This is a genomic window from Baaleninema sp. (genome assembly GCF_049974805.1).
Taxonomy (GTDB): domain Bacteria; phylum Cyanobacteriota; class Cyanobacteriia; order Cyanobacteriales; family Geitlerinemataceae; genus Baaleninema.
The window spans coordinates 1-20,537 of sequence record NZ_JBNGCO010000012.1 but is presented as its reverse complement, the minus strand read 5'-3'; the positions used below and the strand labels follow the sequence as shown (position 1 = coordinate 20,537).

Sequence of the window (20,537 nt, the reverse complement as noted above, 5' to 3'; positions counted from 1 at the left end):
TTCGGAATTGTATTTCCCCGTCAGGGTCGATCGCGTGCGACCTTCATATTTTAACTGCGCGGGGAGACAAGTAAATCCACTAACAACGGTAGATGGTCGGAACCGATATCGGGTCCGGTGCGCACGTCGATCGCCTGGATATCCGGCGTTAACAAACAGTGGTCGATGGGAATTGAAAGCAGTCGCGCCCCAAATAGGGGTAAGGCGTTGAAGTTGTTGCGCGTCGGCCAACTGGGTAAAATGCCGAATCCCCGACGGGCGTTTTCGAGTCCGGTACGTCGGACGAGTCGTTGGTAATAGGGCGACCACATGGTGGTATTGAGATCGCCGAGAACCAGGGTCGGTTGAGTTAAGGTTGGCACGTAATCCCCGAGATTGTCGAAGTGTTGGTTCCGCAGGCGAAACCGCCAGGATTTGACGGGGGGCATGGGATGGGTGGCGATGACGGACAGGCGTTGACCGGAGATTTCTAAATCGCTAACGATGCTGGCGGTTTCGTGGCTGTCGAACTGTTTTAACTGGGGATCGAGTAGGGGACGCTTGCTGTAGACGGCGACGCCACGCTTTTCGACGCGATCGGGACTGAATTGATAGGGCAGAATGTCGCGGAGGCGATCGAGTTGTTCGGCCCAGCGGGCGTTGACTTCGATGAAGACGGCGAAATCGGGGTTTTCTTCTCGGACCAAGGACACCACGCGATCGAATTGGGTATTTCGATCGTGGAGGTTGCTGACGAGAACTCGCAAGTTGGCTTCGGGTTGGGGCAACAGCCGCAGCGGGGGTAAATACCACGGTACGATTTGCACGGCTAACAGCGCACTGCAAAACAAGCCGATGGCGATGAAGCTGCGGCGGCGACTGAGGATTAACACCACCAGGGCGATGGCGCTAATGACGAAGTATTGCAGTTGAAAGTGGGAGAGCAGTTCTAGATAGGGCGACCAACCGTAGTGAGAGGCGACGAAGGCTAAAGCGGTGACGCCGAGGGTGGCCGAATTGGCGATCGCCAGTGCGATCGCGCGAATTCGAGAGTTTGAGGCGGTTTGAAAATCCATAAGTCACGCAGGTTTTCCTCAGAACGAGGGATAGAAATCGATCGCTGTTCTCGATGGCTCGAAACGTTCTCCGGATCGCTGGAATTTAATGAAACGAGCGGGATTTTCAGATGGAAATTGACGGGTTTTCGCCAGGAGATAGCGATCGAGCGAGCGTCTTTGAAGTCGATCTCGTGCCAACCACGAATGTGAAAATTTATGACAATTTCCGGATCGCCCCGTAAAAAAGCCCCTTGCGATCCCGAGAGATTAGTAGAAAGACCAAGGTTCCCAAAATTCTAAAAGGAGTTGTATTTCCCCATTCGAGACAGCGGTGCGAGGCTCGATCGCGGGCAACGATTTCTTGAAAACCACTGTAGACGGAAGAGGTTAAGGGCGTATGACTTACCCGTTTCAATTTATTGAAGGTTTCGCAATTGTTTCTAAACCCATCAGTCCCTCGATACCCGGTCGGGTTCACTTTAAAGGCTCCTGGTGGAAAGCCACTTGTCGAGGAGCAATGACGTTAAATCCGGGCGATCGCGTTCGCGTCATCGGCCGCGATGACATCACCCTCATCGTCGAACCCGAGACCGGATTTTCTCCCCTGGATTCGCCCACCACGACGTTTCAAGTCTCCTCAGAGCGAGTTTCGCCGGAAGACCTGCGCGAAACCTGAACCATCGCCTTGAGGGTGGCGGGAATTTCTCGCAAACTGTAGGAGACCATCGACGATCGCGTGTAAACACCCCAGTCGGGGACGCCGAACCCCACCGCATCGATTCCCAAGTGGCGGGCGATGTAAACGGCTCTGGGGAGATGATAGCGTTGCGTGACCAGAACCGCGCGATCGATCCCGAATTCCCGTTGGGCGCGAACGCAAGTGTCGTAGGTACTCAACCCCAGTCGATCGAGCCAAATATCTTCTCGCGGAACGCCCCGCGCTTCAGCGTAACGGCGCATAGCGTCCACTTCGTTATAGTCGGGCGATCGATTGTCACCGGACATCAATAGCTTTTCAACCGTTCCCCGTTGGTAAAGCGCCACCCCCGCCAACACGCGATCGGCTAACATCGGGGTCGGCGTTCCGTCGTCCCACACCCCCGCCCCAAACACAATAGCGACGGGGTGCGATTCGATATTTTCCAAATCCCCAAAGCGATAGAGACGGGTGGCCCAATTCGCATAAACAAACGACAAAACGGGGATCGCTACCAGTAACAGCAAAACGATCCCCAAAATCGAAGATATTGACAGGGCATCTAGAGTCCGTTTAAACACTGATAAAGCTTCCGCTTAACTCCGCCGCCGTCGTATTGAGCGTCACCGCCAACATTGCGCCGTTAATTTCGCGAACGAAGGTCATTTCCAGAGATCCGTTTCCGTCCGGGTCGAGATTCAAATTATCGAGAGCGGCCTGTATCTCCGGGTCGATAATCTCATCGCCAATTGCGGCCAGAGGGAAACTGAACTCCTGAAAGGCGAGGTTCGCTTCCGTCAATCCTTCCGTCAAGGCGATTTTATCAATCCCCGCCTGGAAGTCGATGATGACATCCGCTGGAACTTGTCCGTTGATGGCGGTGCGACTGGGATCGGTTCGCGCCACATCGGTACGGATGACAAATACATCGGCACCCTCGCCACCGTTTAAGCCGTTAACCCCAAAGTCGCCGATGAGAGTATCGTTTCCGACGCCCCCATCGAGGATATCTTCATCTTGACCGCCGAGGAGCAAATCGTTTCCCTCGTCTCCGAAGATGATATCGAAGCCGATATTCCCCGAGAGAACGTCATCTCCTGCACCGCCGCGAACGGTATCTTCGTCCCGTCCGGCTACGATGAGGTCGTTTCCCTCATCTCCCGAGAGCATATCCCGTCCGGCATTTCCCGCCAATACGTCGTCGGCCAGTCCGCCGTCAACGGTATCGTCACCGCCGAGGGCGATAATCGTATCGGCCAGTTCTGTACCGTCGAGGGCGTTAGCATTGGCGTCGCCCATTAAAAACTCGTCCATCCTCAAATTATCCTCTGTTTGCAACGATTCGCATCCTGCCCCTCGGGAGAGGCTCGATGGGAGGGGAGGGTGCGTGACTTGAAAACTCAGGTGTCGCAATGAAACCGAGAAATCGTCACGCACCGCCAACGTAAACCGCCAACAGACAAGGGGGCGTGACGCGGCTCCAAAATTTTGGATTTAGACCTGGCAACGGCCTTTCCGCGTCACGCACGGCTCCCATCACCTCATCATGCCATCATCTCCTCACCTCTCCTGAGAAGAGCTAGTTATCGTACACCCGAGCTTCGGGAGCATCCGGATATTCTTCGCAGTATTCCTCGAAGGCAGTTTTGGTGAGGCGTTCGGCTTTTTGGTGGGCGGCTTCGGCTTGTAGTTCTTCTACGACGTCCCAAGCGGCGGCGCATTCTTTTGATCGCGGTCCTTTGTCGGCGCAAACGGCGCGAGCTTCTTCGATGGCTTTCTGGATGCGATCTTGCAGCAAGACGCTACGAGGCGCTTCGATGAAGTTGCTTTTTTCGAGGATGTCGGAAATGGAGATGGTTCCGAGCAGTTTGTCTTTAATCACCGGGGCCAAATGGATGCCCGTGTTGGCGAACAGACGGGCGACGTACTCGACGCAGAGATCCGGGTTGACCACGATGCAGGGTTTGCTCATGATTTCGTAGACCCGCATCGACTTGGGATCTTTTCCGAAGGCGATGACTTTATAGGCTACGTCGGTTTCGGTGACGATGCCGTAGGCGTCGTCATCGCTGCGGCGTTCGACCACGAGCGCCCGCACCTGTTTGTCTTTCATCAACTGCACGGCTTCGGCGACGGTGGCAGATCCCCGCACGGTCACGATGTTGGTTTGCGCGATCTCAATAGCTTTCATAATCAAGTTTGTTCCCCTAATCAAAAGACCTCAACTAGCTTAGCCCGTTCGGGGGGGGTCGATCGAGACTTGCGGCTGATTCGATCGATCTCAGAAGAATTTCCAAGGCGCTAACGGTCTAGCCAGTCGGTTGGCACGGTCGTTTTTTAATAATTATAACAGTCGCGCCCATCAGACTATCCCGGTTTATATGGTCGCGTTATAATAATTAAAAGCACTCAAGCAAGTCTTAAAATGCGAGCGTTTTTTTGATTTTTTTGACGTTCGTTTTTGGCTGGCCACTATTTCAAGATCGAACGAATTTTTTGTTTTTTTTAGAGAGTCTTGAAATAGCTTTTTTGTATATATAAATTTTTTATAGCTATTGGCATTGAAGTCAAGGATTGAGGGGGTTAAAATGGAAAGCTGCGCGGAACTCATCAAAAGTTACGAAATCGGAAAACGTGATTTTGGCGGAGGAAATTTCATCGGTGGGAACTTTTCGAGCTGTCATCTCAAAGACATCGATTTATCCGAGTCCTATCTCAATTCAACGGATTTCAAGCGGGCGCTACTCGATCGCGCCAACCTGTACCGCGCCTATCTCTGCGGTGCCGATTTGAGTTACGCCAAACTCTACGAAGCCAATTTGTGCGAAGCCGATCTCACCAAAGCCAAACTCAGCGGCGCCTATTTGGTGGGGGCGAACCTAACGGGGGCGAAACTGAGCGGCGCTCTCCTAACGGGGGTGAACCTGCGACGGGCGAACTTGCAGAGGGTGAACCTCTGCGGGGCGAACCTAACCGAAATCAACCTGCGGGGGGCAGACTTGCGGGACGCCAACTTAAGCTGGGCGAACCTCACCGGGGCGCGGTTGAGCGGCGCGAACCTGGAGGGAGCCAGCCTCACGGGGGTGAATCTCAGCCGGACTTACCTCAACGGTGCTGACCTGCACGGGGTGGATTTAGATGGCGTCGATCTCAGCGAAGCCAAACTGAGCGGAACCAATTTCCAAGGGGCGAACTTGAGCGCAGCCAACCTCAGTCAAACTCAACTGCGGGTGGCGATGCTGCAACAGGCCAACTTGCGGGCGGCGAACTTAACGGATTCCCTGTTAGTGCGATCGAACTTGAGCGGAGCGAACCTCACCAAAGCCGACCTTCGCCACGCCGACCTCAGCGAAGCGGACCTCAGCGAAGCCAACTTAAACCTGGCGGACCTCGAAGGAGCGAACTTAACCCAAGTCCGCTTGCACAAAGCCTATTTGTGGAAAGCCAACCTCGATCGCGTCAATCTCTTTCGCGCCAACCTCCGCGAAGCCAGCCTTCGCAACGCCACCCTCAACGCCATCAACCAACTCGAAGCCATTTGGACAGACGCCACCTTACCAGACGGTCAGTTGTTCGCCTGAAAGTCCTCACTGCGAGGCCGCTTTGAGATCGATCGCCCGCCGTCCGACATAATGAGGGCAGACCTGTCGATCGATCGCCCCCAAGAAAGCCGTGTGGCTCAAACAATATTCTGAGATAGCTCGTCTGGCCAAGAATTTATTTCCCCGTCGGTTTTGGATTTCTCTACTCGACCCCCGACGGGTGGCACTCCTCGAAGCCTGTCTCATCGGATTGGTCTCCGGTCTCGCCGCCGTTCTCCTCAAACAAGGCATCGGCTTGTTGGGCGGACTGCGCGTCCAGCAAACCGAAGGATTTCCCCTATGGCTGAAACTCCCCCTGTTCGGAGCGATGGGGGGATTGCTGGCCGGAAGTCTCATCGCCGCCTTCGCCCCCCAAGCCACCGGAAGCGGCGTCTCCCACGTCAAAGCCGAACTGTCCTCGCCCCAACTCAACCATCAAGCCTTTACCCTCAACCTGCGTCTGGCCGCCGTCAAACTCCTCAGTACGATTCTCGTAGCCGGTTCCGGTCTCGCCCTGGGTCGCCAAGGCCCCACGGTTCACGTAGGCGCAGCCCTGGCCGCCGCCATGAGTCGCTGGATTCCCACCTCCCCCACCTACCGCCGTCAAACCATCGCCGCCGGTGCCGCCGCCGGACTCGCGGCCGGGTTCAACGCCCCCATCGCCGGGATGTTGTTCGTAGTCGAAGAACTCCTCCACGATGTTTCGAGTCTCACCTTGGGAACGGCAATCCTCGCCTCTTTCGTCGGGGCGGTGGTTTCCCGCATTCTCGGCGGCAGCCATTGGGATCTCAACCTGAAACCCACCTCATCCCTGGCGCAGTTTTCCACTTGGGACATTCCCTTTTTATTGCTGTTAGGCATCGTCACCGGGGTGTTAAGTGGCTGGTTCAACCGGGGGATTTTCGCCAGTTTGGAACTCCACCGCCGTTTACCCTTCCCCTTACCCTTTCGCATCGCCCTGGCCGGATTGATTTCGGGCATCGCTATCGCCAGTTTACCCGCGCCGTTTCGCGATAGTACGGGACTGCGGGAGTTTCTCAGTACCGGAGAAGCCGAAATCGAAATCGTTGCCATTGCTTTGGTGGTCAAGTTCGTTCTCACGTTGCTGGCTTACGGTTCGGGGGCATCGGGGGGACTGTTCGCCCCCACCCTGGTTTTAGGATCTGCCTTGGGGCGGTTGGTGGGACTCTGTACCGACGCCCTGTTTGGCATCGGCGACCCGACCACCTACGCTTTGGCGGGGATGGGGGCGTTTTTCGGGGCGGTGGCAAAGGTGCCGATTACGGCCATCGTCATCGTGTTCGAGATGACCACGGATTTCAATTTGGTGTTGCCGTTGATGGTGGTGTCGGTGACGGCTTACGTGGTGGCCGAACAGGTCTCGAGCGGGTCGCTGTACGATCGACTGCTGGAAATGCGCGGTTGGGAGATGCCCACCGCCAGCGTCGAAGGTCAAGTCCTCTCGGAATTGGTGGCGGCGCAGGTCATGCAGCGCAAGGTGGAAACCCTCGACAGCCATATGATGTTGAAAGATGTTTTGAACGCCTTCGCTCGATCGAACCATCGCGGCTTTCCAGTGGTGGACGGCCAGCGATTGGTGGGCATTATCACCCAAGCCGACTTGACCAATCTCTCGACGCGCCAGTTACCCGATACTACGCCCCTGGAAAAGTTGATGACGCCGAAACCGGCCGTCGTCCGTCCCGAAGATACCCTAACCCAGGTGTTGTATCTCCTCGAACGCCACAAGGTCAGTCGGCTTCCGGTGGTGGACGGACGGCGACTCGTGGGTATCATCACCCGCAGCGACATCATTCAAGCGGAATCGAAGAAACTCACGGGACAAGGGGACGAGTTTCGTAAAGTCGAACCCTCCTATCCGGTCTATCTGACGCGAGATCCCGCCGTGGGCCAGGGGCGGCTGTTGGTGCCTCTGTCCAATCCCAATACTGCCCCGTTGCTGTTGCAGTTTGCCGCTGCCATCGCCAAAGCCAACCGTTACGAACTGGAATGTTTGCAAGTGTTGGCAGTTCCCCCGCACCGTTCCCCGGCGGAAACCCCCGTCCGCACGACCTCAAGTCGTCGCCTGCTGAAAACGGCCGCCCGCATCGGCCGTCAGTGGGAGGTTCCCGTTCACACTCAAGTTCGCGTCGGCCACGATGTGGCGGCGGCGGTATTGGAGACGATTCAGGAACGTCATATCGATAAGGTGGTGATGGGGTGGAAGGGGGGAACTCACACGCCGGGACGGGTATTCGGCGACGTTTCGGATACGCTCCTCCATCAAGCCTCTTGCGAGGTGATTTTGGTGAAATGGGGTAAGTATTCCCCCCTCCTTCAAAGCCGTTCGACTCTGCCACCGCTCGATCGCTGGTTGGTTTCCGTCGGCGGTGGTGTCAACGCCTCGGCGGGGTTGGAGTTACTTCCGGCGTTGGTGTCTTTGGCAGAGCATCCGACAATCCGCTTGACTCAGGTGTTTCCGCCGAAGCCGAAAAAGCCGGATACGCGCTTTCTCGATGCGACGGCGCAACGACTCGATCGACAGTTGAAGGGTCGGGTGTTTGCTTTGCCCTCGTTTGGGCTGTCGGTGGCCGATGCGGTGGTGGAGTTGGCGCGATCGCACGAGTACGATGCAGTGTTAATCGGTGCCAGTCGCCGCAGTTTGCTGTATCGGACGTTTCAGGGCAGTATTCCTCGGGAAATCGCCCGACGCTGCGATTGTACGGTGGTGTTGGTTCGGGCAGCAGCCGACGACAAGGAGGAGGGTTGACCGGGGGAGTTCGCGGCGTTGGGTCGAAATGCGATGATGGTGAACCGAGGGCTAGGGGCGAAGGGATCTTCGCCCCGACGCACCGCTTCCGCGCACGAACACGAAACATTAAAAACCAGCTATGAAAGCATTCGTTACCGGGGCAACCGGCTTTACCGGATCGCACCTTGTCAAAGCGTTACGCGATCGCGGCCATACCGTCACCGGCTTAGCCCGTCCCACCTCACCCAATCTATCTCGTCTCGAGGATTATGAAGTCAACGTCGTTTACGGCGACGTAACGGACGAAGAGGTGTTGAAAGCAGGAATGGCCGGCGTCGATTGGGTGTTTCACACCGCCGCTTTCGTGGAATTGGGACTCGTGGACGAAGCCAAGATGGAACGGGCGAACGTCGAAGGCACCCGAGCCGTATTGAACGCTGCTAAAGCCTCGCAAGTTTCTAAGATGGTCTATTGCAGTACCATCGGCGTCTACGGCGACACTCAGGGCAACACCATCGACGAGACGTTTCAGCGGACGCAAGTGGATTTTTCCTCGGCTTACGATCGAACCAAATACGCTGCCCAACAGTTGGTCGATCGCGCCGCTGCTGACGGTTTGCCAGTCGTCAGCGTCATGCCCTCGGGGATTTTCGGCGCCGACGATCCCCATTTCGGACCGGTGATTCAAAACTTCCTCCAGGGCAAATTGGGGGTTTGGGCCGGTGGGGATCGCGTCACGGGGATCGTTCACGTGGACGATTTAGCCGAAGCGATGATTCTCGCCGCCGAAAAAAGCGATCCCGGCGAACACTACATCATCTCTGCCGGAGATCTCACCACGCGGGAAATGTTCGAGATTCTCAGTCAAGCCTCTGGCGTGCGTCCCCCTCGGGAAATTCCCCAACCACTGGTGCGGTTGGTAGGAAACCTCCTCGATCCCATCGGACGTTTGGCACAATGGAACCCGCCTCTGAGTCGAGAGCGGGTTCACTATGTTTACGATCGCTGCGTGCGAGTCGATAGCAGTAAGGCGCGACAGGTTCTCGGCTGGAAGCCTCGTTCGGTGGAACAGACCCTCCGCGAAATTGTCGAGTCCTGCCAAACGGTAGCGAATTAACGACCGTTAAAAGGATACGTTGACTTCGACGCCGCGATATTTCCCTTTGACGCAACTCGTCGGTGTCGGGATCTCAGAGATCGATCGCCCTCTGAGGGTCGCACCGCGATATTTGCCAATGGTCGGCCCTTCCTGAGTTTTTATCGGGGAAGGGCTGCTGTCGTACCAAACGCCGCGATAACAGAATTTCATGGAGTTTTTGCCCTCGAATTAACGTTTAACGGTTACGCCGCTATTGCAAAGATTCGTTCGATCGAGAGGTCTCCGACACGCCGACCTCAGCCGCCGAACGACAGAACAGCGTTTTCCGGCGATGGGTTTTCGTGTGGCGACGACGTGCCGTTAACATCCGAGCTTTTTCTTGCATATTCATCGAGCGAACCTCCAGGGGTTTACTAAGGTTTCACAAAAGTCTGTAACAAATTACACAGTTTTTTCTGTTCTATCATAACCATTTGACAAGTGCCGTAGGTTAACAGGTCGATAAGAATAGACAATTAACCATCGATCGTTGATACTTGAGAGCTAATATTCAACCCTCTCCCCCTCTCCCCTGCTAAGGATGACGACTACCATCGGGCATAATGGCACCTTTGAGGATCGCACCGTTGAGATTGGCTTGATAGAGATTTGCCCGCGACAAGTTCGCCCCCGTTAAGTTGGCATGACACAACGTCGCTTCGGTAAGGTTCGCCATGCTTAGGTTCGCCCCAGCCAGGTTCGCCCCCGTCATGTTGGTGATGCGGAGACTGGCTTCTCGTAAATCCGCCTGGGCGAGATTGGCAAATCGCATATTGGCTAAGTAGAGATTTGCCCCGATGAGGTTCGCCCCGATAAAACTGGTTTTGGTGAGGTTCGCTCCCATTAAATTGGCGACGCAGAGGTTCGCCAAACTCAGATTCGCTCGATATAGGTTGGCGTGACACAACGTCGCCCCGACGAACTTGGCGAGGGAACAGACGGCGAAACTCAGATTGGCGTCTCGTAAGTCCGCTTCTCCCAAGGCTGCCATGGTTAAATCGACTTCTCGCAAGTCGGCGCGGATTAATTCTACGTCAGATAAATCTGCTTGTCGTAACGTGGTGGTGTAGAGAACAGCGTCGGATAAGTCGGCGCGATCGAGCTTGGTTTGTTGGAGTTTCGCCAGGGAGAGATCGGCTTTGACGAGACTGGCTTCGGTGAGATCGGCTCGAGTTAAGTTGGCTTCTTTGAGGGATGCGTATCGTAAATCGGTGGTGTAGAGAACGGCGTCGGACAAGTCCGAGCGATCGAGGAGGGCGTATTCGAGGTTAGCCAAGCATAAGTCCGCTTTGGCGAGTTGGGTATCGCTTAAATTGCAATAGCTAAAGTCGATTTCGCGCAAGTGTTGCTGCGTGAGGTTTGCTCCCTGCAAGATCGGGCAACTCTTGGGTTGGTTCTCGCGCCACTGATTCCAGGCGTGGACACCGCGTTCGATCAGTTCAGTTGGCGTGAGAGGTTGAGTGGTTGCCATCGAGGGGCGTCGGATAGATGCTGCTGCCGATTATTCTACGCGCGATGACCTGTAAAATCACCGAGAGCGATCGCCAAATCCGGGTTTTCTGTCGGTTTTGACGGTTGCTTCTGCCAACTTCACCTCAAAAATCGACGAGCCGTCGCCGAGCAGACTGAGGGGTTTGTTCCTTCCCTGAAATCGCCCTATCTCGTTTCGGGCGATCGCGCGGTTTCTGCGTAATTTTACTCAACTCGGGGCGTGAAGAAATCTCAAGCCGTTCCTCGTTGGATAGAAGATTCTACGGAAGATCGATCGTCGGCGTTCGGTCAAAGATCGGGCAAACTGGGTTCAAATCTCAATATTTTCACGTAAAATTCGGAAAATTAGAGATCGATGGCTTTCGCAAAATTATGTAAATTTTTATGAGCAAAGATTACTTTATCAATATTTTTACGTAGTCAGGGGCGAACATTTAAGTAGACACCCTATTGGCGAGAACGACTCGAAATCGTCGATCGGTGCGATCGCCCGGAATCGAGTTCGCCGAAATCGAGTTCGCCGAAATCGAGTTCTCAGGACTCCGTATGAATCAATTCACTGACTTTAGCGACGGAAATCCCAACCCGTCTCGCCAATACTCAGCATCCGAGGCGGTTATCCAATATTTCCGAGACTTGTCGAACGCACAATCATCTGAAACCACCCTCGAAGCGTTTGAAACCTTGTGGTTTCCAGCGCCAAATTCGCCGGAAATCCCGGCGAACCGAATCGTTCGCGATACCCTTCGCCAACAAAACTTTGAAGCATTGCAACCGCCGTTTTGGAAATCAGTTTACATTTTGCTAGAAACTTGGACGGCTCAGCGAGATATCCAGGCGTTCCAACACTTCCAACAGCAACTCAAAGACAAACTTCAACGCTCTTCAACTGTAGATTTCCCTTCTCAGAGTTTACCTCTGTTTTCTCGTTCCCCCTGTTACCTACAAAACTGGTGCAATACGCTCTATCACACGCAAGAGTATTGGGATTTCAATCGCATTGTCGAAGCTTACGTCAGTTTTGAAACCAAAACCGAACCCCGCAATTGGAGCGATCGCTACCTCGATACCTGGTTAATATCAATTTATCTCGATTGCAACCAGCTTGTTGAAAAACGACAACTTGCGTTTGAAATTGCCAATCTCATCAAATATCAATTTAAAATTGACTTAGCCTTGTATGTCGCGCGTTCTCAAGCCTCTAGTTGTGCGTTGCCCCACAATCCAACTATCTTTGGAGAAGAGGTGTTGCGGGTATTAAAAACAATTGTCGCCAGCGCTATGAGCGTCAAACACCAACGTCAAGCGCGGGTGTTTAAGTTTTCCAGCCACAACCTCAATTACAAAGAGTATAAAAAACTGCTGAAAGCTTACGCCCTGTCTTCTAAAGGAAATAGCGATTTCGTCAGAGCTTTTAAATCCAGTTTGTCGGAAATGCTATCGCATCTCTATCCCTCACAAGACGAAAGTTTTTCCAGCGATGTTTTACGATTGACAGCTTGCGATCGCACCATCGGTTTGTTAACGACAGAAGACCGCAGGATTCCCTCACCACTTTTCGAGATGGTCGTCGAGCGCGGTAAATTTTTAACGCTGGTGGCAATTCTGATGAAACTCGTTGCCATCTCCCCAGCTTCGATCGCTCATCTCGATCGCTGTATCGCCGCCCTGATTGAATATTACGAAGAACAGCCTCCCTTGATGGTCGAGCGAGTTATTCCTCTCTTTGAAATTCTAAAAATTGCCCTAGCGGTTTGTTCCGGAGATGTAGAATACAGCCTGGTTAAAGGTCGGGAATATGTGGAAATTCACCGAACAGAAGATTTAGAGGGTTGTCAGATTTTTACTCGAATAAAAGGACAGAAAGTATAAGCTTAAAACGGATTTTTGAGAAGAAAGTGTTGAGAAACATCATGGGTCTTCTGAATTTGAGGTAATAAGCGGATTTGGTGAAGGCTTCTTGAAATCTAGCTTAACGGATTCCGTATCAGTTGGACTGGCTCAATTTTTAAAAAAATCCGCTTGTACGACTACCCAATGTTTCTGTGAGTCGAGCGCAACAATTCCTTGACGCTTGAGTTCCCCTAACATTCTCGTAACGGTGACGCGGTTGGTGCCGATCGCACTGGCGATTTCTTGGTGAGTGAGCCGCGCTCCCAACCTTACACCGTCATGGGTAGACTGTCCCATTTCAGCAATTAACAATCGAAACAAATGAGAGAGTCGATCGAGGGCCCGTCGTTGAGAAGCGATCGCGAGTAATTCCTCTAACTGACATAGCCGTCGCGCTTTTTGTTGCAACAGTTTCAACCCCAGTTCGGGAGTCTTTTCAATCTCTGGCTGAGGATACCAAATGACCATCACATCAGAAAGGGCGCGAGCTTGATGGTGAGCGCGAGTCGTCAAGCCAGAACCGAACCACATCGAAGGTCCAACCCAACCGAGAACTCGTTCTTCACCCATAGCCATCCAAGTACTCAGTTGTACCCAGCCTTGGCATACTTGCCAAACTCCCGTTCCCGAAACGGGAATTGCGCCACCCCGTTCGACGAACCGACAAGGACGGTGAAGGGCGATTGTAGATTGCATAATGATTGAAGGTGTGAGGTTCGCAAGGACGAGCCGGATGCGACGAACTCACAATACGGCTCCTCTCTCAACCGTAACGACTCAACGTTAAGTCACGGTTAGGAGGTCAGGTGACGATGGGATGGGGAGAGGATAAGATGAGGTGAAACGATCGACGCTCAACGGTCTTCACCGTTTTTCGTAATGGCGGCAACCTTGACAGGGACCTTCGGGATTGACGGCGCAACGGATGTAGGGCGATCGCGCGTTGTAGCGACAGGTGCGATCGCCGAGAAGCTCCAGGGGAATCGGTTCGACGGGAGGAACGACTCGAGACCGAGGAACGGTTTCTCGGGACGATCGCGCGCGATCGGCAAATTCCCGCTGTGCTTTGCGGGCATACCACAGGGACAACATCGGAGGGGTTAAGCCCAAACCAAGAACGACTAGGATTTCTAACCACATCGCCAAGACATACCGAACAGCTCGAATTTCAATCTAACAAGATTGGCAGAAATCGACTGTTCTCCTGCGATCGATCCCCTTCTTGGCGGCGGTTTCGTACAATTAAAGCCGGACGGTTGTTTTCCCTCTCCTGCTGCCATGAGCCTCGTAAACCAACGCTATCGCATTCTCCACTCCATCGGACGGGGCGGGTTTGGCGAAACGTTTCTCGTCGAAGATACTCAAATGCCATCGGGGCGTCGTTGCGTTCTCAAGCAACTCAAACCCACGACGACCGATCCTCAAACGACACAGTTAGTACGAGAACGGTTTGCACGGGAAGCCGCCACCTTGGAATCTCTCGGCGAAGCACACCCGCAAATTCCCACGCTGTACGCTTATTTCAACGAAGACGACCAGTTTTATTTGGTTCAGGAATGGATTGAGGGACAAACTCTCTCCGAACGGGTGCGATCGCGCGGTAAACTCCCCGATACGGAGGTGCGCCAACTTCTCCTCCACCTCTTACCCGTCCTCGAGTTCGTTCACAGTCGAGGTATCGTTCACCGGGATATCAAACCCGATAACATTATCGTTCGCGATCGCGACGGTCTCCCGGTTCCCATCGATTTCGGGGCGGTACGGGAAATCATGGGAACGGTGATGAGTTCTTCGGGACATCCTACCAGCAGCATCGTTATCGGAACGCCGGGATTTATGTCCGGGGAACAGGCGGCGGGACGGGCGACCTATTCCAGCGACCTCTACAGCTTGGGTTTGACGGCGATTTTCGCCCTGACGGGGCAATACCCGCAAGAAATCCCCACCGATCCTCGCACGGGAAAACTGCTGTGGAATCGCGACGGGACGGTGGAGGAGGGGTTGAGACGGGTTCTCGAGAAAGCCATTGAACCCCATCCGCGCGATCGATTCGCCTCCGTACCGGAGATGTTGGCGGCGTTGCGATCGCCCGAAACCCTGTTACCAACTCCTACAACGCCGACGACGGAAGCCACAGTCGCCGTGGCGCCAGGATGGGATCGATCGACCCCTCCCACTGTAGCAGCTCCTCCCCCTTCTACCGTTGCGGCGACTCCCGCCACCCCCCAACCTTCGAGGAAATCCTCAAACGCCACTCTGTTACTGGCGGGGGCGATCTTGGCGGGAATTGTAGGGGGGTCGGTGGTGGCGATATTGGCGGTGAGACAGTCTCAGCAATCGCAGGTTACGGAAGTTCCCACCCCGACGCCGACGCCCACCCCAACGCCGACGCCCACCCCCGCACCCACGGCGACGCCAACGCCAGAAGTGCGTCAATTTTATTTTCTGGCGGATTCGGCTTACGCCCAGCTAGACAACGCGGACAAGCGCCTCGCGACCTTGCGCCGTCAAGGTTACAACGACGCCGGGTCTTTTTGGGTGCCGGATTATCCCAATTTATCGAACAAACCCTACCGACAAGTCTATGTCGATCGCTTCGAGTCTCGCGACGCCTGTATCGAACAGTTGCGAGAGTATGGACTTGACACTCCCGATGCGTACTGCGCCCTCGCCAGTACTAACCCGAACGCCCCTAACGAACGCATCGCCGCCTCCGAGGTGGTGGTGGCGCAAACCCCCCAAAACCCGCCCCAAGTTCCCAGCGATCGACCCTCTCCCGTGGATGCGGCCAGGGATTATTACGCCGCGATTAACGACAACAATATCGTCCTGGCTTGGAACACTCTTTCTCGGGAGTTGCAGCAGGATGACGAGTTGCACCCCAACGGATTTCGCGACTATAAAGCTTGGTGGGATACGGTCAACGCCGTGCGGGTGGAGGATTTGCGATTGGTGGAAGCGGGAGAAGACACAGCCCGAGTGGACGTTCACTTGCAATATTTTATGAAATCCGGGGAGACGAGTACGGACGCTTTGCGAATTCGTTGGATTTGGGATCGCTATAACGATCGATGGGTTTACGACGATGCGGCGTATTTGGATCGATAGAGAATCCACCTCTCGAACAGCAGTTTTTCCACCCCCTTCGCCCCCTATCCCACCTTCGCCCCCTATCCCCCCTGTGGTGAATACTTGTAAATTTTTTTGAATACAGCTTGACAAATAAGCAAAAATATAATAAAAAACCCCATAACAACGACGCTACGGGGTTTCTTTAACCCAAACCGAGGGGCGATCGAACCGCTACATTTGCGAAGAACCAGCGGGGCAAGCCATACCAGAATCGGTGATTTCCGGTTTGTCCGGCGCAGTTTTCGACGAATCGTCCGTGCCGCACAAGACCATTTTCGTACCGCTGTCTTCAACGTACACAAACGAACCGAAACTCTTCAAATCGTCCTGTTTCGCCGTGGCAGTCATATAAGCCGTATCTCCTTCCACGGAAGAAATCTCGTATTGATAATTTTCCGTTTCCGATTGCAATCCCAGTTGCAGCTCTTCAAGGGACTCGGCAAAGCGTTCGTTTTCTAAATAATACGCCTGTTGCGCCCGGGCCAACGCTCCCACATAGGTTTGACCTTCGCTTTCTCGGGCTGCCTCCATCGACTGCGCCATCGCTTCTTCCAGCGTCACCACTTGGGCGTTTTCCGGAAGTGCCGACTCGTCGGAAACTCGAGTCAGCGGCAGTTCGAGATATTCTGGCGCGTCTGGGGCGGCTAAGGGAGAGTTAACGTAAGCTTTTCCGTCTTCCGTCAATACGATGGTCACGCTATCCTGGGTTCCAGGATCTTGAATTTCCCAGGTTCCCGCCCAGTTCGAGCCTCCTTGCGTTCCCGAACATCCTGCAGCAAGTAACAGGCTTGCCGTTGAAGCCAGCCAGAATTTCGGTTTCGCTAAGTTTGAAGCCATGATGCTGTTGCTTGAATGGAGTGAAACTCGCGATCGCCCTCGGCAATCCACGAGACGACCTCCAGTATACGCAATTTCTCTTTCGTTCGAGTTCTCTTCTGTTTCGATCGCTATGTCAACTGACAACCCTGCTTCTACTATCGCTGTCGGACTCGTCGGAACGGGTTTTGTGGCGAATTTGCGGGCGGAAACCCTCACCGACGATCGGCGATCGCAGCTTAAAGCCGTCGTCGGACATTCTCCCCAACAAACTCAGGAATTCGCCCGACGCCACGGTGCCGAACACCTCGAAACTTGGCAAGATTTAATCGATCGATCGGATATCGACGTGGTATTTCTCTGCGGAATTAACCGCGATCGCGGCCAGATCGCTGGCGCGGCGATCGATAGCGGTAAGCACGTCGTCGCTGAATACCCCCCCTGTCTCCATCCCACGGAAGCCGAAACGCTGTGGGAACGCTCCCGCCAGCGGGGAACACTGCTTCACATCGAACATATCGAACTGTTGAGCGGCTTACATCAGACGTTTTTGCAACGTCTCCCCCAACTCGAACCCGTCTCTTATGTGCGCTACGCCACGACGAACGGCAAACAGCCCGTTTCTCTCAACTGGACGTATCATCGGGAACTGTTCGGCTTCCCGCTGGTGGGGGCGCTCTCTCGCCTCAACCGCTTAATTTCAGCCTTCGGACGGGTGCGCCGCGTTAGCGGACAGGCGCGGTTTTGGGACAGCGAAGAACCGGGATATTACACCGCCTGTTTGTGTAAAGCTCAACTGGAATTTTGCAGCGGCGTTTTGGCGGATGTGGTGTACGCTAAGGGCGATCGCTTTGCCCACCAAGCCAGGGTTTTGGAAGTCTGCGGCGAAGGGGGAACGTTAATCTTGGAAAACGGCAGCGGTCAGTTGATTCGCGGCGATGAGGTAACGCCTGTTGAGGTTCCGTCGCGACGGGGCTTGTTCGCCCGAGATACGCAAATGGTACTCGATCGCCTGACGGAGAACAAACCCCTGTACGTCACGCCCGAAGACAGTATATATGCGTTAACCGTCGCCGATGCGGTGCGACGGGCGACGGAAACGGGAGAATCGATCGATTTGGTGTGAACTCAACTCGATTCGCTCGATTCAATTACACCGAAACCGCCGCCGTCATCTTTTCCAACTTCGTCGGAAGCTGACATTCCCAAGGTTCGTCGGGAGACACGGGAGAGGGTTTGTCTTGCCACACTTGACCCTGTTCGTAAGCCCGAACTAGATATTTTCGCAATTCTAGCGGCGGTTGTTGGGAAGGAATGGGATAGCGCGATCGCAGTTCGTCGGTGTAAAAGCTGCTGTCGCGGCCGATACTGGCGATAAAGTTGAAAATTTCAGGAATGCTATCGCTACCGAACTCCTCGAGAAAGGCTTTGCAAGTGTCGACAGCGGCGTTTCCGTAAGCGTGGGCGAGGGGGGCGGGGATTTTTTGGCTGCAAGTCACCAGACAGCGATCGCTGCGATAGTCCAGTTCCGGCAACTCTTCCCCCCAGATTTGCACAGCCCAGGGGAAGTCTTTCGAGATTTTACGGCGATCTGTCACCGCCATTAATACGTCGTTTACGGTGACGACGAAGCGCGGTTCGTCCGCTTCGACTAATTTCCGAACGTCGATCGCTTTACAAGTAATCACGCGGTTCTCCTCGATATCATCGCAAGGGGTCGATCGAAGGGGTCGATCGAATTGTCGTTTTTCCCTGAAAGCCCTGTCAACGGGTTTTGACAATTTCCCGTTGAGACCTCTTTGAACTCTTTCTAGAGAGCGGTTTGGGCGAAGTGTTACATTAAGTATTCTGCCGAACCCGACGGCATCCGGAACGCGCCAGGGTTCGCGCCGTTTCTGTGTAACGCCTGTGTGTGATGCGATCGCCTCTCAATTCTCAATTATGACCCTCTCCGATCTCCTTTGGAATGCCAATCGCGACCTCGCCCAAGCCTGTCTCGAACATCCCTTCGTCCAGGGGTTAGCCTCCGGAACGCTACCGCCGGAAAAGTTCGCCACCTACACCGGACAAGATACCTTTTTCCTGAAAGCCTTTGCTCGCGCCTACAGCGTCGCAGCCGCAAAATCTCCTGACTGGACGGGGTTCCAGACGTTCCACCGCCTCGCGGAAGGGGTTTTAGAGGAGATGACGCTCCATCGGAGTTATGCTGAAAAGTGGGGCGTCGATTTGGAGGCGATCGAACCGACACTGGCGACGCGCCATTATATCGATTTCCTCTCCGCCACGGCTTGGACTGCCGATGTGGGAACTACCGCAGCGGCCATGTCTCCCTGTATGCGATTGTATCTATTTTTAGGACGGGAGCTATCGAAAGACGGCATTCCCGACCATCAGTATTCGGAGTGGATTAGCACTTACGGAAGCGACGAGTTTGAACCGCTGGCGACGCGCTTGGAAGCTTTGGTCGATCGCTACGGTATCGATACCCCAGCCCTTCGCGACACCTATCGCTACGCCATGCAGTGTGAGTTAGACTTTTTTGAGTCGGCATGGCAAGCTCGGTAAAGAGGTAAGGGAGAGAGGAAGATGGGGAGAACAGAGCCAGATTTTGGAAGAAGGGACAATTAATAGGTAAATAGGTATGGGCAATTTGATTGCTTCGGCGGGAATTGTGGCGGTTCCTCTGCTGGTATTTTCAGTCTTGTCGCTGACGCTTATCGGCGAACGCTGTTATTTTTGGTTTCGCCTGTGGCGGCGACAAGATACAGTGATTCAAAAGGCGTTGCGTTTGTTGCAAACCAACGAAGATGCAGCGATGAAGCTGTTACAAAAACAGACGGATTTACCGGTTCCTCGCATTTTTTTAGAAGCCTTGGAACTCCAACAACCGACACCGGAAGAGTTTCGCCTCGCTCTCGAAAGTGCAGCCCAGGCGGAACTTCCCATGCTGCGACGCTTTTCGACAGTGCTGGATTCGATCGTCGCTGTTTCGCCGCTGTTGGGGCTGTTGGGGACGGTGTTGGGATTGATGGCGTCGTTTTCGTCCCTCACCCTCGGGGATATCGGACAAAGCGATGCAGTCGGCGTTACGGGCGGAATTAGCGAGGCGTTATCTTCGACGGTGTTGGGGTTGGTGGTGGCGATCGTCACGCTGTTGTTTTCTAATACATTTCGCAGTTTTTACCGCCGTCAATCGGCGTTAATTCGCGAGTACGGCGGACGGCTCGAGTTGATTTATCGTCGCAAACATCGCGAGTTTTATTGATTATTTGAAACTTCTGTTTTAGGTAGGTTTCTATGAATTTTCCCGACGACGATCGCGATATTCCACCTCAGATTAATATCGTTTCTGCGATTGATGTTATTTTGGCAATTTTGACCTTTTTCGTGATTTCGAGTTTGTATCTCACGAAAACAGAAGGGTTTTCGGTGAATTTACCCTCTGCTGAAACGGGAGAATCTCAGCAAGAAACTCAGTTGGTGGTGACGATTGCGGAGAATAACGAGGTGTTTTTGGGGGAGGATTCGATCGATCTCTCGCAGTTACAAGCCCAGGTTCGCCAACGGATGGAAACAGAAAACATGGCGCTCGTCGCCGTAAACGCCGATATGGCGGTGTCTCACGGGCGTTTTATCGAAGTTATCGACGAATTACGCCAAATTCAGGGGCTTCAGTTAGCCATTCTCACCGACGATCGCGAAGAACCTTAACCGACTTCCAACGGCTTAGAACCCCGGTATGGCTGAGATACTGGGGTTCTCGTTTTCGCATCTTCGCCCACACCGCAATTCTAAAAAAAATCTGTAACTTTTGTTACGGATTTGAGAAAGACTTTGTGAAGTCGCAGTACGATCGATCCCAGACGTGATAGCAAATCAGGATAATTAACTATGAACCCTCGAGAACGCGCCCGCGAACGCATGACACGCGATCGCCTCCACGAAGAACACGTAAAAAGTCCGGGAGCTTGGTAGCCCCGTCGCTTTAGCGCGGGGTGGA

21 protein-coding genes are annotated in these 20,537 nt (G+C 54.0%); 10 read left to right on the top strand and 11 right to left on the bottom strand.

Features of this window, described 5'->3' with window-relative positions; genetic code table 11:
* Positions 1 to 50 precede the first annotated feature (50 nt).
* Positions 51 to 1,055, bottom strand: coding sequence for an endonuclease/exonuclease/phosphatase family protein (locus tag ACP5D4_RS04290; protein ID WP_428010392.1), 1,005 nt, complete (start codon positions 1,053 to 1,055; stop codon positions 51 to 53).
* 379 nt (positions 1,056 to 1,434) lie between these two features.
* On the opposite strand from ACP5D4_RS04290, the gene ACP5D4_RS04285 reads away from it, so the two are divergent.
* Positions 1,435 to 1,713, top strand: a complete 279-nt coding sequence (locus tag ACP5D4_RS04285) for an NfeD family protein (protein ID WP_428010391.1) — start codon at positions 1,435 to 1,437, stop codon at positions 1,711 to 1,713.
* On the opposite strand, the gene ACP5D4_RS04280 is transcribed toward ACP5D4_RS04285, so the two are convergent.
* From ACP5D4_RS04280 to ACP5D4_RS04270, 3 genes are all read right to left on the bottom strand, one after another.
* A complete protein-coding gene (locus tag ACP5D4_RS04280) occupies positions 1,665 to 2,315 on the bottom strand; it encodes a SanA/YdcF family protein (RefSeq protein ID WP_428010390.1) in 651 nt (216 codons plus the stop codon). The genes ACP5D4_RS04285 and ACP5D4_RS04280 overlap by 49 nt on opposite strands.
* Positions 2,308 to 3,048, bottom strand: a complete 741-nt coding sequence (locus ACP5D4_RS04275; RefSeq protein WP_428010389.1) for a calcium-binding protein — start codon at positions 3,046 to 3,048, stop codon at positions 2,308 to 2,310. Before ACP5D4_RS04275 ends, ACP5D4_RS04280 begins: the two co-directional genes overlap by 8 nt.
* A gap of 265 nt (positions 3,049 to 3,313) precedes the next feature.
* Complete coding sequence (locus tag ACP5D4_RS04270) at positions 3,314 to 3,925, bottom strand: CP12 domain-containing protein (protein ID WP_428010388.1); 612 nt, start codon at positions 3,923 to 3,925, stop codon at positions 3,314 to 3,316.
* A 397-nt stretch (positions 3,926 to 4,322) separates the two neighbouring features.
* Between ACP5D4_RS04270 and ACP5D4_RS04265 the strand changes: the two genes are divergently transcribed.
* From ACP5D4_RS04265 to ACP5D4_RS04255, 3 genes are all read left to right on the top strand, one after another.
* On the top strand, positions 4,323 to 5,315 hold the full coding sequence (locus ACP5D4_RS04265; protein WP_428010387.1) for a pentapeptide repeat-containing protein: 993 nt from the start codon (positions 4,323 to 4,325) through the stop codon (positions 5,313 to 5,315).
* Between the two features lie 91 nt (positions 5,316 to 5,406).
* Complete coding sequence (locus ACP5D4_RS04260; RefSeq protein WP_428010386.1) at positions 5,407 to 8,085, top strand: chloride channel protein; 2,679 nt, start codon at positions 5,407 to 5,409, stop codon at positions 8,083 to 8,085.
* Positions 8,086 to 8,206: 121 nt separating this feature from the next.
* A complete protein-coding gene (locus ACP5D4_RS04255; RefSeq protein ID WP_428010385.1) occupies positions 8,207 to 9,184 on the top strand; it encodes an NAD-dependent epimerase/dehydratase family protein in 978 nt (325 codons plus the stop codon).
* A 6-nt stretch (positions 9,185 to 9,190) separates the two neighbouring features.
* Here ACP5D4_RS04255 and ACP5D4_RS04250 read toward each other — a convergent pair whose 3' ends face one another.
* The 3 genes from ACP5D4_RS04250 to ACP5D4_RS04240 all read right to left on the bottom strand — a co-directional run bounded on the left by ACP5D4_RS04250 (position 9,191) and on the right by ACP5D4_RS04240 (position 10,676).
* Positions 9,191 to 9,376, bottom strand: a complete 186-nt coding sequence (locus tag ACP5D4_RS04250; protein ID WP_428010384.1) for a DUF4278 domain-containing protein — start codon at positions 9,374 to 9,376, stop codon at positions 9,191 to 9,193.
* A 40-nt stretch (positions 9,377 to 9,416) separates the two neighbouring features.
* The gene (locus ACP5D4_RS04245) at positions 9,417 to 9,557 is read right to left on the bottom strand and encodes a hypothetical protein (protein WP_428010383.1); all 141 of its coding nucleotides are present in this window, start codon (positions 9,555 to 9,557) and stop codon (positions 9,417 to 9,419) included.
* Between the two features lie 183 nt (positions 9,558 to 9,740).
* Positions 9,741 to 10,676 carry a pentapeptide repeat-containing protein gene (locus ACP5D4_RS04240; protein ID WP_428010382.1) on the bottom strand — a complete coding sequence of 312 codons (936 nt, stop codon included), beginning with the start codon at positions 10,674 to 10,676 and terminating at the stop codon, positions 9,741 to 9,743.
* Between the two features lie 566 nt (positions 10,677 to 11,242).
* Between ACP5D4_RS04240 and ACP5D4_RS04235 the strand changes: the two genes are divergently transcribed.
* Positions 11,243 to 12,568 carry a hypothetical protein gene (locus tag ACP5D4_RS04235; RefSeq protein ID WP_428010381.1) on the top strand — a complete coding sequence of 442 codons (1,326 nt, stop codon included), beginning with the start codon at positions 11,243 to 11,245 and terminating at the stop codon, positions 12,566 to 12,568.
* A gap of 129 nt (positions 12,569 to 12,697) precedes the next feature.
* On the opposite strand, the gene ACP5D4_RS04230 is transcribed toward ACP5D4_RS04235, so the two are convergent.
* Both ACP5D4_RS04230 and ACP5D4_RS04225 read right to left on the bottom strand, forming a co-directional pair.
* Positions 12,698 to 13,285: a Crp/Fnr family transcriptional regulator gene (locus ACP5D4_RS04230; protein WP_428010380.1), complete on the bottom strand. Its 588-nt coding sequence runs from the start codon at positions 13,283 to 13,285 to the stop codon at positions 12,698 to 12,700.
* Between the two features lie 168 nt (positions 13,286 to 13,453).
* A complete protein-coding gene (locus ACP5D4_RS04225) occupies positions 13,454 to 13,729 on the bottom strand; it encodes a DUF6464 family protein (protein WP_428010379.1) in 276 nt (91 codons plus the stop codon).
* 42 nt (positions 13,730 to 13,771) lie between these two features.
* Here ACP5D4_RS04225 and ACP5D4_RS04220 point away from each other — a divergent pair, with 42 nt between their 5' ends.
* Positions 13,772 to 15,697 (top strand): protein kinase domain-containing protein, encoded by a 1,926-nt coding sequence (locus tag ACP5D4_RS04220; protein ID WP_428010378.1) that lies wholly within the window; start codon positions 13,772 to 13,774, stop codon positions 15,695 to 15,697.
* Between the two features lie 195 nt (positions 15,698 to 15,892).
* Here the strand turns inward: ACP5D4_RS04220 and ACP5D4_RS04215 are convergent, their stop codons facing one another.
* Complete coding sequence (locus tag ACP5D4_RS04215; RefSeq protein ID WP_428010377.1) at positions 15,893 to 16,558, bottom strand: type IV pilin-like G/H family protein; 666 nt, start codon at positions 16,556 to 16,558, stop codon at positions 15,893 to 15,895.
* Between the two features lie 112 nt (positions 16,559 to 16,670).
* Here ACP5D4_RS04215 and ACP5D4_RS04210 point away from each other — a divergent pair, with 112 nt between their 5' ends.
* Positions 16,671 to 17,663, top strand: coding sequence for a Gfo/Idh/MocA family protein (locus ACP5D4_RS04210; RefSeq protein ID WP_428010376.1), 993 nt, complete (start codon positions 16,671 to 16,673; stop codon positions 17,661 to 17,663).
* Between the two features lie 25 nt (positions 17,664 to 17,688).
* Here the strand turns inward: ACP5D4_RS04210 and ACP5D4_RS04205 are convergent, their stop codons facing one another.
* Positions 17,689 to 18,225 carry a hypothetical protein gene (locus tag ACP5D4_RS04205; protein WP_428010375.1) on the bottom strand — a complete coding sequence of 179 codons (537 nt, stop codon included), beginning with the start codon at positions 18,223 to 18,225 and terminating at the stop codon, positions 17,689 to 17,691.
* Positions 18,226 to 18,478: 253 nt separating this feature from the next.
* Here ACP5D4_RS04205 and ACP5D4_RS04200 point away from each other — a divergent pair, with 253 nt between their 5' ends.
* From ACP5D4_RS04200 to ACP5D4_RS04190, 3 genes are all read left to right on the top strand, one after another.
* Complete coding sequence (locus tag ACP5D4_RS04200; RefSeq protein WP_428010374.1) at positions 18,479 to 19,102, top strand: TenA family protein; 624 nt, start codon at positions 18,479 to 18,481, stop codon at positions 19,100 to 19,102.
* Between the two features lie 76 nt (positions 19,103 to 19,178).
* Complete coding sequence (locus tag ACP5D4_RS04195; protein ID WP_428010373.1) at positions 19,179 to 19,802, top strand: MotA/TolQ/ExbB proton channel family protein; 624 nt, start codon at positions 19,179 to 19,181, stop codon at positions 19,800 to 19,802.
* A gap of 32 nt (positions 19,803 to 19,834) precedes the next feature.
* Positions 19,835 to 20,248, top strand: a complete 414-nt coding sequence (locus ACP5D4_RS04190; protein ID WP_428010372.1) for an ExbD/TolR family protein — start codon at positions 19,835 to 19,837, stop codon at positions 20,246 to 20,248.
* The last annotated feature ends 289 nt before the right edge of the window (positions 20,249 to 20,537 follow it).